Annotated in this window: 9 protein-coding genes and 1 riboswitch; of the genes, 5 read left to right on the top strand and 4 right to left on the bottom strand. The window is 47.9% G+C overall.

Annotation, left to right across the window (positions count from 1 at the left end; all coding sequences use genetic code 11):
- Nucleotides 1-72 precede the first annotated feature (72 nt).
- Together DXD92_RS11675 and DXD92_RS11680 are read right to left on the bottom strand one after the other, a co-directional pair.
- Nucleotides 73-1,833, bottom strand: coding sequence for a sensor histidine kinase (locus DXD92_RS11675; protein WP_118640572.1), 1,761 nt, complete (start codon nucleotides 1,831-1,833; stop codon nucleotides 73-75).
- Nucleotides 1,799-2,512, bottom strand: coding sequence for a response regulator transcription factor (locus tag DXD92_RS11680; RefSeq protein WP_118640573.1), 714 nt, complete (start codon nucleotides 2,510-2,512; stop codon nucleotides 1,799-1,801). Before DXD92_RS11680 ends, DXD92_RS11675 begins: the two co-directional genes overlap by 35 nt.
- A 363-nt stretch (nucleotides 2,513-2,875) precedes the next feature.
- On the opposite strand from DXD92_RS11680, the gene DXD92_RS11685 reads away from it, so the two are divergent.
- From DXD92_RS11685 to DXD92_RS11705, 5 genes are all read left to right on the top strand, one after another.
- Nucleotides 2,876-3,811, top strand: a complete 936-nt coding sequence (locus DXD92_RS11685; protein WP_226906422.1) for an ABC transporter permease — start codon at nucleotides 2,876-2,878, stop codon at nucleotides 3,809-3,811.
- A 12-nt stretch (nucleotides 3,812-3,823) separates the two neighbouring features.
- Nucleotides 3,824-4,687, top strand: coding sequence for a carbohydrate ABC transporter permease (locus DXD92_RS11690; protein ID WP_117812981.1), 864 nt, complete (start codon nucleotides 3,824-3,826; stop codon nucleotides 4,685-4,687).
- Nucleotides 4,688-4,789: 102 nt separating this feature from the next.
- A complete protein-coding gene (locus DXD92_RS11695; RefSeq protein ID WP_117804646.1) occupies nucleotides 4,790-6,508 on the top strand; it encodes an extracellular solute-binding protein in 1,719 nt (572 codons plus the stop codon).
- A 203-nt stretch (nucleotides 6,509-6,711) separates the two neighbouring features.
- Nucleotides 6,712-9,675 (top strand): beta-glucosidase, encoded by a 2,964-nt coding sequence (locus tag DXD92_RS11700; RefSeq protein ID WP_118595915.1) that lies wholly within the window; start codon nucleotides 6,712-6,714, stop codon nucleotides 9,673-9,675.
- Between the two features lie 78 nt (nucleotides 9,676-9,753).
- Nucleotides 9,754-9,882: riboswitch (FMN riboswitch) on the top strand.
- 212 nt (nucleotides 9,883-10,094) lie between these two features.
- Complete coding sequence (locus DXD92_RS11705; RefSeq protein WP_022461231.1) at nucleotides 10,095-10,736, top strand: ECF transporter S component; 642 nt, start codon at nucleotides 10,095-10,097, stop codon at nucleotides 10,734-10,736.
- 288 nt (nucleotides 10,737-11,024) lie between these two features.
- Here the strand turns inward: DXD92_RS11705 and DXD92_RS11715 are convergent, their stop codons facing one another.
- Both DXD92_RS11715 and DXD92_RS11720 read right to left on the bottom strand, forming a co-directional pair.
- Nucleotides 11,025-12,746 carry a putative ABC transporter permease subunit gene (locus tag DXD92_RS11715; protein WP_117761457.1) on the bottom strand — a complete coding sequence of 574 codons (1,722 nt, stop codon included), beginning with the start codon at nucleotides 12,744-12,746 and terminating at the stop codon, nucleotides 11,025-11,027.
- The gene (locus DXD92_RS11720; RefSeq protein WP_055221955.1) at nucleotides 12,739-13,464 is read right to left on the bottom strand and encodes an ABC transporter ATP-binding protein; all 726 of its coding nucleotides are present in this window, start codon (nucleotides 13,462-13,464) and stop codon (nucleotides 12,739-12,741) included. Before DXD92_RS11720 ends, DXD92_RS11715 begins: the two co-directional genes overlap by 8 nt.
- Between the last annotated feature and the right edge of the window lie 67 nt (nucleotides 13,465-13,531).

The following is a 13,531-nucleotide window of genomic DNA, read 5'->3' on the forward strand; positions in this document are numbered from 1 at the left end:
TACATACTCTCTCAGAATCCTTCTGCAGATCCTTCCTGCTGCAATCCCGCTTCTGTCTCATTCTTATGCAAGTCAGGTTTTTGTGGCTGTTTCTCCCGCTGCAGAATCCTCGCCTGCCTCCGGGAAACGCAGGATGACTTTAAACAGATCGCCGTCTGCCGCAAGCTCCATGCGGCCGCCCATGTTGGCCGTGTAGCTTGATGCAATCGCAAGGCCAAGGCCGTGACCCTCGCTCGTCCGTGATTCGTCGCCGCGCACAAAGCGTTCCATCATTTCCTCCGCTTCAAAATTCATCTCATAGGCGGAAATGTTTTTCATCGTCACGAAAATCTCCCCGTTTTCCTTCCCTGCGTCAATGTAAACTCTCGTTCCGCCCAGGCTGTATTTCAGGATATTTTCCACAAGATTCTGTATCACGCGGTACATTTTCCCATTATCCCCAAGGAACGGCAGTGGCTCATCTCCGAGCGCCGTGCGAAACGACAGATTGCTCTGCGCAATCGCATCGTCCATATCGGCGAGGGTCTGCTCGATCAACCGTTTCATATCCATTTTTTCCATCTGGAATTTTTCAGTTCCGCTTGTCGATTTGGAGAGCTCGAAGAGGCTTTGGATCATCTCCTTTAGCTGTTCCTGTTTCACAGAAATCACTTCGACGTAATCCTGTGCCGCCGGTGTCAGATCCTCTTTTTTCAGAAGATCCGTATAGCCGACCATCGAGGTGAGCGGGGTTTTCAGATCGTGCGATACATTGGTAATCAGGTCAATTTTGAGACGCTCCGCCTGCATCTGTTTTTCTACGCTCTTCTGCATGGCGCTCTCAATATTTTCCAGCTCTGCAAATGCCGGATACAGCAGAGATTTTTCGGATATTTCATGGATCCGGCTTTCCATGCTGCCTTCTGCCATCGTATGGATCTGTTCCATCAAAAGGCCCATCTCCCGGTTCAGGCGACTGCGGTATGTTTTCCAGGCAAACAGAATTAAAATCAGCGTGGTCAGCCCAAGAAGAATGACAAACAGTACCTCGCCATCCATTCCGTTTATCAGTCCGGTGATCATGGTAATCACGATTAGAAGTTCCGCAATCAGTGCCACACGGAACGGCCATTTACTCTGACCGGCAAGCTGCCGTTCCAGGCTGGTCCGATCTCTGTAACGCTTCCTTTCTCTGCAAAAAAAGGACATTTCTCTCAGTTGTTTCTTTTCATAGCGACAGACAAGAATGCCGGCACTGAGAAGGAAAACGCCACAGATTCCAAAAAACAGAAGACCTGTCTGCACACACTCTATTACAGTACCCCATTCGGCAACAATGCGGTATCTGGCATAGCTGTGCCGGAGCGGCTGAAGCCATCTGAAAAAAGCAAATCCTCCGACAAGAACCAGAAGCTCATTTGGCACCTTTTCGGATTTTTTCAGAAACAGCTGCTCTTTCTCTGCTTCCGCAGCGGCTCTTGCCTCAAACTGCATCTGCCGGGATTTTTCTATTTCATCTGTCTCGGACTTATCTGCGGCTGCCCCTTCGCTGCTTTTTGCTGTTTTTCCCGCTTTTTCCGGTTCGCTGCCGGCAAAAGCAGTCATTTTCGAGTTCCCGGTATTTTTTTTGAATTTCCATACCAGATACAAGGCTGCGGCTATGCCCAAAACGCCGACTACCGTCACTCCAATGCCGATACCCCATTCGATGCTGCGCCACATTCCCCATTCGAATTCACTGACCCATTTCCGCAGAAGCTTTCCGCACAAAATCAGTACCATAGAAAGGTCGAGAAGCATCCACAGCAGGATACGTTTTTCAGTCTCCGTTAATTTTTTCAATTTTGTATCCAATTCCCCACACCACCTTTAAATATTTCGGATTTTTCGGCGTAATCTCAATTTTCTCACGAATGCGCCGGATATGAACCATGACGGTATTTTCTACACTGTAAGCATCCTCCTGCCAGACCTGACTGTAGATTTCTTCGGCCGAGAATACGTAGCCGGGATGCTCCATCAAAAGCTCCATAATTTTGTACTCGGTTGCGGTCAGGCGGACAGGTTCGCCGTCCACCAGGAGTTCTTTGGTGTTTCGGTTCAGCAGCAGACCGCCGTTTTTCAGGATATCCTGGTCTGGCATGGTTCCGTTTGCGGCGCCTAAGGAAAAGTAACGGCGGAGCTGGGATTTGACACGTGCCATGAGTTCGGCGGTATTATACGGCTTTGTCACGTAATCATCGGCGCCCATCGAAAGTCCGATGACTTTATCGCTCTCTTCGGTTTTCGCGGAAAGCATGATAATCGGGATGTTGTTTTTTTCTCTTATTTTCATCAGGGCGGAAAGGCCGTTCATTTTGGGCATCATGACATCGAGCAGGATCAGATGGATCTGTTCGGTCATGAGGATGTCGAGTGCCTCCATGCCGTTGTAGGCTTTTTTTACCCTGTAGCCTTCCAGTTCTAATAGTTTGCCGAGAGATCTTACGATTTCCCGGTCGTCGTCTACGACTAATATGTTGTATTGGCTCATCTCGTTTTTCCCCTCTTGGTTCTATGGTGTTTATCATAGCAGAGAAAACGGAGATTATTTGGATAAAAAACTGACATTTTTCTTAAAATGTAATCCCCCATTACGTTTTCCTGCTTTTTTTACAAAAAAAACACTGATTGGTAGAGTTGTAAGCTGGTGTAAAAAATAAAAACAAACGCATATAAATTAGTAAAAATGCCTGCCATAGCACCTGAAAATGTGGAAAAAGATAAAAAAAGTCAATATAAGTGGACAAAATACACAATATCAAACGGGGATTTTATTTGATATGATGTAAATATCACAAATAATCAAAGAAAATGCGTAATAAAAACGCACAAAACAACGGAAAGGATGGGGAGTATGGCGAAGGAAAAAATGAAAAAGAAAAAAGGAGAGAAAATTACCCCTGCAATCTTGTGGAAACAGCGTTGGCTGCTTGTGATGTCAGTACCATTTGTAATCTGGCTGATTATCTTCAAGTACATTCCGCTGTGGGGATGGACCATGGCATTTCAGGAGGTAAAACCTGCGACATTTGCACTTCCGATCTGGGAGAGAACCTGGGTTGGATTTCAAAATTTTACAGATGCATTCAAAGACCGTCTGTTCACACAGACATTAATCAACACATTGGGAGTAAGCTTCCTTGACATCGCGGTTGGAACGATCGCAGCAATCGCATTTGCGGTTCTTCTGAACGAGATGTTCTTTATGAAGTTCAAAAAAGTAACGCAGACCATTTCTTATCTGCCGCACTTTGTATCCTGGGTTATCATTGCAAGTATTGCAAAGAATATTTTCAACGACGGCGGTGTTGTTGACAGTATCTTCGGCAAGAACCTGCACCTGATGAGTTCCAACTCACCGCTTATCTGGGTAACCATTATCCTGATTAACTGCTGGAAAGAGGTTGGCTGGAACGCAATTATTTATCTGTCCGCCATGGCAGGTATTGATCCTGGTCTTTACGAGGCCGCTGATATGGACGGTGCAAGCCGTCTGCAGAAGATCTGGCACATCACTCTGCCGGGTATCCGACCGACCATCATTGTACTGCTGATTATGAGCATCGGTGGCGCCCTGAACGTAGGTATGGAGCGTCAGATGCTTCTTAGTAACCCGCTGGTTGAGGATCACACGATGGTACTTTCCTGGTTCTCTTATAAGAGAGGTATCGGAAACAGCAACTACGGTCTTGGTACCGCAATCGGTGTATTCCAGTCTGCAGTCAGCGTTACCCTGCTGCTGATCGCCAATAAGATTGCCGGTCTGGTAGGCGAAGATAAACTTATGTAGGAGGACGCGAATATGAACAAGAAAGCAAAAAAATTTGACTACGTACTGGCGGTAATCTTCGTATTCCTCGTCATCATCACCATTTATCCGTTCCTGAACGTACTGGCGATTTCGTTCAACGATTCTACGGATACCATTAAGAATGTAAACTTCATCATTCCGAGAAAGTTTACATTAAGCAACTATAAATATGTATTTAAAGACGGCGGCATTGCAATGCCGGCTGTGATTTCTGTAGCAAGAACCATCATCGGAACAATCGTAGGTATTGTATGTACCTCGATGGTTGCTTACACATTAAGCCGCAGAGACTTCGTACTCCGCAAACCATTTCAGCTTCTGTTCGTTGTTACCATGTATGTCGGTGGCGGAATGATTCCGGAATACCTTCTGATTATCCGTACCTTAAAGCTGGGCAATAACTTCATGGTATACATTCTGCCTGGTCTGATGTGGGTTTATAATATGATTCTGGTCCGCTCTTATATCGACGGACTGCCGATGGCTCTGCAGGAGGCAGCAAAGCTCGACGGAGCAAACGATTTTCAGATCTGGTATAAAGTCGTTATGCCGCTTTGTAAACCGGTTATCGCAACCGTAGGTCTGTACTATGCAGTAGGACAGTGGAACTCCTTCATGGATACTTACCTGTATGCGAAAAAACTCCCGACTCTGCAGTACAAACTGTATGAGATTATGAACCAGGCGACCATGAAAATGGACGTTCATGCAGGAACCAATGTACAGACGGCCGTAACACCAATGTCCGTACGTATGGCCGTAACGATTGTAGCAACTGTGCCGATCGTTATTGTATATCCGTTCCTTCAGAAATACTTTATCGGCGGTATGACACTTGGTTCTGTTAAAGACTGATAAAAAACAGTATTAAAAAATTTTTAGAAAAAGATGATGTTTATTCCTGCCAGGCGAAAGCAAGAGTGCAGGATGACATAAACCATTTTAAGGAGGGCTTTTATGAAAAGAAAAGTAGTATCACTCATGTTAGTATCTGCTATGGTGGCCGGAATGCTCGCAGGATGCGGTTCCGACAGTGGCAGCAGCAAGGGAGGATCCAGCACAGAGACTGGATCAGCGGCAGAGGCAAGTTCTTCAGGCGAGACAGCAGATGATGCAGATGACAAATCTCCGATTACCTTTGAGTATTTTAACGCTGATGGTAAAAACGGCAACTGGGATAACCCGGTAGCAAAAGCAATCACAGAGGCAACAGGCGTTACACTTGATGTTTCCTATCCGGTAGCATCCCAGGGTGATGCAAAAGAAGATATTGCGCTGATGATCGCAAATGATGAGTATCCGGACATGATTTATGCAAAAGGCTCAGCAACGGATTTGTATCAGGCAGGCGCGCTGATTGATATGACAGACCTGATTGAAAAATATGGTCCAAACATCAAAAAAATGTACGGAGCAGAGATGGAAAAACTGAAATGGAGCCAGGATGATCCTGGAATCTATCAGCTTTCCTACGCAGGTGTAAACCAGAAAACCCTGACAACAGGCGGAAGCTGCCAGATTCAGTGGGCTGCATTAAAAGAGAACGATTATAAATATCCGAAGACACTGGATGAGTATGAAAAAATGATCAAGAGCTATCTTGCAGCACATCCAAAAACAGAAGATGGTCTGGATATGATCGGTATCACCATGAGTGCTTCTGACTGGCACTGGATGATTACCCTTGGAAACCCGGCAGGACTGATCGCTGATGCATCCCCGGATAATGGACAGTGGATCATTGACGACGAGTACAACGTACATTACAAACATGTAACAGATGAAGAGAAAGAATACTTCAAATGGCTGTGCCGTATGTACAACGAAGGTATCCTGGATCCGAACTTTGCAACGCAGACAGATGATGACTATATTGCAAAAGTTGCCAGCGGCCGTGTTGTTGCCATCACCGATGCTGAGTGGCATTACAGCCAGTGCGAAGCTACTCTGGTAGCAGATGGAAAAGTAGATCAGACTTATGTTGGACTTCCTGTAACCTTAAGAGAAGATCAGGTAGAAAAAGCCCTTCTGTATCAGGGAACTACCGTTGGCTGGGGTATTGGAATTACCAAGAGCTGTGAAGATCCGGTTCGTGCCATCAAATTCCTTGACTATCTGTGCTCCGATGAAGGACAGATCCTGTATCACTGGGGTATCGAAGGCGAGAACTACTTCCTTGATGATGATGGACAGCCATATCGTACTGACGAAGAAGTAGCAAAAGCTCAGTCTGATCCGGATTATGCAAAGAACACCGGTATTGACAACTACACTGGATTCCCGATCTACGGAACAGGTTCCTACTCTGAAGACGGATTCCCATACACTCCAACTACCAAAGAGTCTGTTATTGCAAACTACAATACAGCAGAAAAAGAAGGATGCGAAGCGATGGGATTTGAAATGCTGACCGACATGTTTGCACAGCCGGAGGAGTTTGACCTTCTTCCATACTCTGCACTGTGGGCATATCAGCAGCCACAGGAACTGGCTGAGAAACAGACTATTCTGGATGAAATTGCATGGCCAGGACTGGTTAAGTGCGTAACTGGTACAGAAGATGAGTTTGATGCAAACTGGGAGAGCATGGTACAGGAGCTGACAGACAATGGTCTGGCAGATGCAGAAGAAGCTATGACAGAGTTCCTTGCTACCAAACTTGTTGATGTAGAGTAAGTAAAGCAAAAACATAAAAACATAAGGTTTTGCCGTTGAACGGAAGGCGGCACAAAAACATGGTCTGATATTATTAAATGTCAGGCCATGTTTTAAAATACAGCGACAGTAATGGGAAATGTGAAACATTGTAAAAAGATAACAGTATATGGAAAATCTGCAAACAATTTCATGAGACAAAATCATCGGGAGGTTTTTGGAAAATGACAGAAAAGAAGGAGTTTCAGGTAAACAAAAACACACCGTTCTGGGATGCATCACTGACGGATCAGGAAAGAATCGACTGGCTGTTAAAAGAAATGACGGTCGAAGAAAAACTGGGATACCTCGCCAGCTCTTCCCCGGATCTGCCGCGCCTTGGCATTCCGGGTGTCTCTGTGGGCGGTGAGGCGGCACACGGCGTTGAGGGCAGAAACGATCAGAACGGTCTTGGAAAACCGGATGTGACAACATCCTTCCCACAGCCGATCGGTATGAGTGCATCCTGGGATCCGGAGCTGATCAGACAGGCCGGTGAAATAACAGGAACCGAGGCGCGCGTCGTATGGCACCGCCATGAGGGCCATGGACTCAGCAGATGGGCTCCGACCGTTGATCTTGAGCGCGATCCGAGATGGGGAAGAAACGAAGAAGGTTACGGAGAGGATCCTGTGCTGACCGGAAAGATGGCCGGTGCTTATATCCGGGGAATGCAGGGCGATGATCTGAAGTATCTGCGCTGTGCAGCGACCTTAAAGCATTTCTATGGAAACAACACGGAGGTCGGCCGCGGATGGAAAAATTCTTCCATTGACCCGCGGAACAAATATGAGCTGTATCTGGAGCCATTCCGCAGATGTATTGAGGACGGCGGCGCAGAGGGCATTATGACGGCATATAACAAGATCAACGGAACGATCGGTATCCTGAATCCGGAAGTGACCGATATTCTGAAAAAACAGTACGGTCTCCGTCACGTTGTCAGCGACGGCGGTGCGATGGGACTTGTCGTGAATCTGCATCACTATTTCGGACAGCATGCGGAGACGATCGCAACGGCGCTGAAAGCCGGTGTGGATGCCATGTCTGACGATCCGCGTATGGTAGAGCAGGCGGCACGCGAGGCATATGAGCTTGGCATTCTGAAAGAAGAGGATATGGACCGCTCTATTCGCTGTATGATGGAGACGAAGCTTCGTCTCGGCGTTTATGATCGGGAAAATCTGAATCCGTATGACCGTGTGACCGAGGACGATATCGATTCCCCGAAGGCACGTGAAATCTGTAAAGAGCTGAGCCGCGAATCGATCGTACTTCTGAAAAATGAGAACGGAGCGCTGCCACTTGACAAAGCCCTGAAAGCAGAAGATATTGCCATTGTCGGACCGCTTGGTGATGCATGGTATCAGGACTGGTACGGCGGAACGGCACCATACCGCACAACCTTCCTGCAGGGGATGGAAGTACTGAAGCAGGAGAACATTACATTCGCGGATGGTCTGGATCGCGTTGTTTTCCGCTGTGATGGAAAAAGTCTTGCCGTAGCAGAAGACGGAACACTTCAGATGGCAGATGAGCCAGATGTGTTTATCAAGGAATACTGGGGTGAGGGAAGCTATACGTTCAAGAGTGTCCGTACCGGAAAATACCTCGGCGCAAGACTCTCAGAGTCGCAGGGAGAAAAGCCGAAAATGGGACAGATTGCGGCAGACCGGGAGGAAGCCTTCGACTGGTTCGTGATGGAGATTTTCCACGTGGAGCCACAGGAGGATGGCAGCGTTGTGCTGACCAACCGTTTCCATTACCCGGTTTATAAGGATGCAGAGGGATTTTTCTCCTTCGAGCAGACAGAGGGAATTCCGATTACGATGGAGGTTGTCGAAAACGGAATTGAAAAAGCAGTTGCTGCAGTCCGGGGCAAAAAGCAGGTTTTACTTGCGCTCGGCTGTAACTCCGTGATCAATGCGAAAGAGGAGATCGACCGCAACACACTGGAGCTGCCAGAGGAGCAGGAGATGCTGCTTGACCGGATCGCAGAGGTCAATCCGAATACCGTTCTGGTGCTGTTTACGAATTATCCGTACACACTTCAGAAAGCGATGGAAAAACTGCCGGCGATCATCATGTCTGCAACGGGAAGCCAGGATATGGGAAGCGCAATGGCAGAGGCTGTGCTTGGAATCTATGCACCGGCCGGCCGTCTGAATATGACCTGGTATGAGAGTATCGATCAGCTGCCGGACATTGACGATTACGACATCATCAAAGGAAAAAGAACGTACCGCTATTTCGACGGGAAGGAATTGTATCCATTCGGCTATGGCCTGACGTATACCACATTTGCGTATGAGAACTATAAGATTTCCTTAAAAGATGACCGTCTGCTGCAGATCTCTCTCGATGTGAGAAATACGGGCGATACCGCAAGCGACGAGGTCGTCCAGATCTACGGTTCCGCTTTGGAATCCTGCGTAAAGAAACCAATCTGCCAGCTGCTTGATTTTGTCCGTGTGAAAAACATTGCCCCGGGCGAGACGAGACACATCGCACTGGAAATCCCGGTGGAGGAGCTTCGCTTCTACGATGTCATCAGCCGCAGACTGATGGTAGAAGAAGGAACGTATGAAATCTATGCGGGCGCATCCTGCAAGGATAAAGCCGTTTCCGCAGAAATCTTTATTCCGGGCGGAAAAAGGGGAGTACGCGATCTGAGTGCATTTACCGCGGCAGACCACTACGATGATTACGAGAACATGTATCTGACGGAGGGCCACTTCAATTTCAAGGCAGTCCGCGTACAGGATGAGACGAAAGACGGCGTTCTCGTTTACCGTGACTGTGATCTTTCCGATGCTGCTGTTCTGGCGCTTCATGTGAAGAGTGAACGCGGCGGCAGTGTGGAAGCCTTTGTGGACGGTGTTTCGATGGGAAGCTTTACCGGTGACACAAGAACCTGTGAGTTCCGCAGCGCCCCGAAACTGGACCGCTATGCGGAGGAAGAAGTAAAAGAGCGCAACCGGTACCGCGAGCCGGTTTATGAGGATGTTGAAATTTCCCTCGCAGACAGACCGCAGACGGACGGCGCATCTGAGATCCGTCTCGTCCTGAAGGGAGATATGCGGATCTGCTATCTGCGTGTGCTGAAAAATAAGAGCACAGGAAAAATTCAGATGGGCGTAGCAAACTAACCAGATAACGTATTGTCTGAAAAAAGTATTGACAAATTGTGTGAATATGAATAAAATGTTCTTGTAAAAACAAAATACGGAGATCTTCAGGGCAGGGTGTGATTCCCTACTGGCGGTATAGTCCGCGACCCGCTGCGATATCAAACAGCGGCTGACTCAGTGCAACTCCGGGACCAACAGTTAAAGTCTGGATGAAAGAAGATGAAATAAAATTTATTTGCATGGAAATATTTTTGGTGCCCTGAATTCAAGAAAAGGAATTCAGGGCACTTTTTTTCGCGGGCAACGAGCCAAAGTCCGTGCTTGCACGAGACCTTGGCGACTGCCGCGAAAACGAGTTCAAATTCGTGGAGCGTATTTGGACTCGTTACTTCCGGCAGAACCGGTCAAGATCTCCAGAAAAAAGGAGAAATGCAGTTATGAATGCACAGACAACAGCAAAACAGACATCAAAGATGTCGCAAATCGGAAAAACCCGTTACATGGTACAGGTGGCAATGCTCGGCGCCGCCGCAGTCGTATTGATGTTTTTTGACATCCCGCTTCCGTTTGCCCCGAGTTTCTACAAGATTGATTTAAGCGAAGTTCCGGTGCTGATCGGAGCCTTTGCGATGGGACCTCTTGCCGGAGCTGCGATTGAGCTGATTAAGATTCTGCTGAACCTTGTCATGAAAGGAAGTACCACCGCAGGTGTTGGCGAAGTAGCAAACTTCCTGATTGGCTGTGCGTATGTTATGCCGGCCGCATGGATCTACAAAACACAAAAAACCAAGAAAAATGCCATGATCGGTATGGCAGTCGGAACCGTATTTCTGGCAGCAGCCGGCGGTCTTCTGAACGCTTTTGTACTGCTTCCGGCTTATGCAGCAGCCTTTGGAATGCCGATGGATGCCCTTGTGGGAATGGGATCTGCAGTCAACAAAGCAATTACAAGCCTTCCGACCTTTGTTCTGTTTGCCGTTGTACCGTTTAATATCATCAAAGGTGTTGTGGTATCACTGGTAACCATGCTTCTGTACAAGCACATCAGCAGACTGCTGAAGGGTGAGGCGATGAATTAGTTCATCATTTCCGAAATCATTTCCGTAAACGGAGAATCCAATAAATACGTTGTAGAGAGACGGACAAAATGCAGAGAGAAATCCTCTGTTTTTTGTCCGTCTTTTAAAATTTTCGGGGAATGGCGGCAATGGATTGCCCACACAGGTCTTTTAGTAGTACAATGAAGCATAATCGATAAAAGAAAATACGCAGCGAAATTGGAAAGGAGCGCAAAAAAAAGAGATCCGCACATTGGCTGAAATCTCTTTTCTATCACATTTTAATATTGTTATTATGTCTCGAAACTGTTAAGCGCTTTCCAGATGTTCCATCACTTGAACGCCCCATTTAAAAAGGGCGGTTCGCATGGCGAAGGTCAGGACTGCGGTAAGCAGAATCATCACGCTCGTGGTGATGTGGATGTTGAGGTGAAGTTTTCCGTACAGCAGGTAGCCGGCTCCGATCAGGATTGCGCCGACGGTGAGGTCGATGAGGACGGAGATCAGGGAGCGGTTGTTGGATTTTATGGCGGCGGTTTCGTTTTCCCAGTTTAATTTCGGAAATGCAAGGTCAAAAAGGAGCTGTTCATAGTTGACGAACAGGGTAAATAAAACCGTGATCACCGTGGTGTAAAGAAGGGTCGCCGGGTGCAGACCGAAGACGACAGCAATCATGTTGAAGACCAGAGCGTACGGCAAGGTGCCAAGGAGACTGATCAGGATGCCGCTTACCAGCATGGCACGGATCTGGTCGTGATAGCTCATCGGAATGCATTTCATATAGATGTATTCGCTGCCCTTTCGGGACATCGCTGTGGCGGAGATTACGCAGAACATGGACATCATGACGGCGATTCCGGCGGCGGTAAGGACGGCAACTGCGACGGGCAGTTCCCCTTTCAGGAGGCGGAATATGGTGCCATCGGCGACAAGCCGGGTCCAAAGGCCGGTGGTTTTAGCCATGCCAAGGCTGGAAATGATTGAAATGAGGGCAATACCAAGCATGAAGACCGGCCAGATGAGAGGCATCAGAACACAATTCATGAACCAGGCCGGTGTGCGGTACAGTTTTTTCCATTCAATCATCGCATAGGTGCGGACCGGATTTTTGCTTTTGACGGTTCGGGTCACTTCTTCTTTGGATAAAATGCGTTTTTCGCTGGTGGTCTCGCTCATGCCGAGGACAGCCGGGAGGTAGATTTTCCAGGCGAGAGCGAAAAAGACAGCAAGGATGACGGCTGTTGTAGCGATGTAGAGTATCATTTTGAGAAAGGATGCATCTGCAAGGCTTCCGGTCATCAGGGGCAGGTTCGGAAAAATGGTCCGGAAGGCGCGCAGAGTGCCCTTCTGGCTTTCCATCAGGTTCATGATATCCTGCATTTCAAAATTTCCGATACTGCGCGAAAATACGTTGATGCCGATCGCAAAAATCAGGGATGCGGCGAACCCGAGGTAGCTTAAGAAATCCTTGTTTCGGATATTTTTGAAAAGACGCATCACGAGCATCGTCAAAACTGCGGCGTAGACGAGCGGCACAACCGGGAAAATAAGGCAGGCGAGGATCATATTGATCCAGTAAAAAATGCCCATTTTGGCGCTGATCCCGTACCCTAACAGAAACGGAAAGAACAGCAGTACAATAAGATAGTATTCGTTCAGCAGACAGCAGAAGCCTTTCGCACCGACAATCTGCGCCGGGGTAAACGGCAGCGGCAAAAGCTTTACGAGGTCAGAGTCCATGTAATACTCGCTCAGAAACAGCGGCAGGCCATAGAAGAAAATGACCATCATGCCGATGGCACAGACGAACTCGATCAGCAGGGTTTCCAGCCCGAGCGGCTGCAGGAAGGTATAGCCGGAATATCCCAGAAGAAACAGTAAGACCGACACGGGAAGGAGGCAGACACCAAGCAGAAGGTATACAACGATACGTCCTCCGTCCGAAAATGCTTTCTTTTTTCCGCTCTTCTGATTGCTTTTTCCTGGTCCGCTTTTCAGAAGGAAACGGGTGAGAATCCATAAGTTACGCATGTTCGGTGATCTCCAGAAAGATATTTTCAAGTGTCTGATCCGGATAGGCCGCTTTTAATTCTTCCAGGGTACCCAGGTATACCTGGCGGCCGTGATGGATGATGGCGATGCGGTCGCAGAGTTTTTCCGCTACTTCCAGCACATGGGTGGAAAACAACACGGCGTTTCCGGCATCGGCGTGTTCACGCATCATCTGTTTGAGCTCGTGCGCGGAGCGCGGGTCAAGGCCGGTCAGCGGCTCATCGAGAATCCAGACCGGCGGCTTGTGGATCAGTGCGCCCATCACCATGATTTTCTGACGCATGCCATGCGAGTAGCTCATGATACGGCTCGAAAGGTTCTCTTCCATCTCAAAGCGTTTTGCGGTTTCTTCGATAAAACGCTGACGTTCTTCCGTTCCGACACCGTAGATATCTGCCATAAAATTCAGATATTCAATTCCCCTGACGCGAAGAAACGCATCCGGGTCGTCGGGCACAAAACCGAACTGGCGCTTGGCTTCGAGCGGATCCTTCTGGATATCTTTTCCATTGATTTCAATCGTTCCCTCGGACGGTGCCAGGATGCCGGTGATCATTTTTAATGTTGTCGTTTTCCCGGCTCCGTTTGGGCCGATAAATCCGGTGATCTTTCCATCTTCGATATCCCAGGAAAGATCATCGACGGCTTTTTTGCTTCCATCGCCGTAAATTTTGCTGACGTGGTTCAGACGAATCATGTTTTATTCCCCCTCTTTTTTTCTTGTAAAACGAAACTGTGACTCTCTTGCTTCGTTTCTAAAAACA

The sequence above is a fragment of the Blautia sp. TM10-2 genome, from assembly GCF_003480845.1.
GTDB lineage: Bacteria > Bacillota > Clostridia > Lachnospirales > Lachnospiraceae > Fusicatenibacter > Fusicatenibacter saccharivorans.

Excerpts from the sequence above, each read along its gene's own strand:
- DXD92_RS11695 (WP_117804646.1), top strand. The coding sequence starts at position 4,790 with ATGAAAAGAAAAGTAGTATCACTCATGTTAGTATCTGCTATGGTGGCC.
- DXD92_RS11685 (WP_226906422.1), top strand. The coding sequence starts at position 2,876 with ATGGCGAAGGAAAAAATGAAAAAGAAAAAAGGAGAGAAAATTACCCCT.
- DXD92_RS11705 (WP_022461231.1), top strand. The coding sequence starts at position 10,095 with ATGAATGCACAGACAACAGCAAAACAGACATCAAAGATGTCGCAAATC.
- DXD92_RS11715 (WP_117761457.1), bottom strand. The coding sequence starts at position 12,746 with ATGCGTAACTTATGGATTCTCACCCGTTTCCTTCTGAAAAGCGGACCA.
- DXD92_RS11700 (WP_118595915.1), top strand. The coding sequence starts at position 6,712 with ATGACAGAAAAGAAGGAGTTTCAGGTAAACAAAAACACACCGTTCTGG.
- DXD92_RS11690 (WP_117812981.1), top strand. The coding sequence starts at position 3,824 with ATGAACAAGAAAGCAAAAAAATTTGACTACGTACTGGCGGTAATCTTC.
- DXD92_RS11680 (WP_118640573.1), bottom strand. The coding sequence starts at position 2,512 with ATGAGCCAATACAACATATTAGTCGTAGACGACGACCGGGAAATCGTA.
- DXD92_RS11720 (WP_055221955.1), bottom strand. The coding sequence starts at position 13,464 with ATGATTCGTCTGAACCACGTCAGCAAAATTTACGGCGATGGAAGCAAA.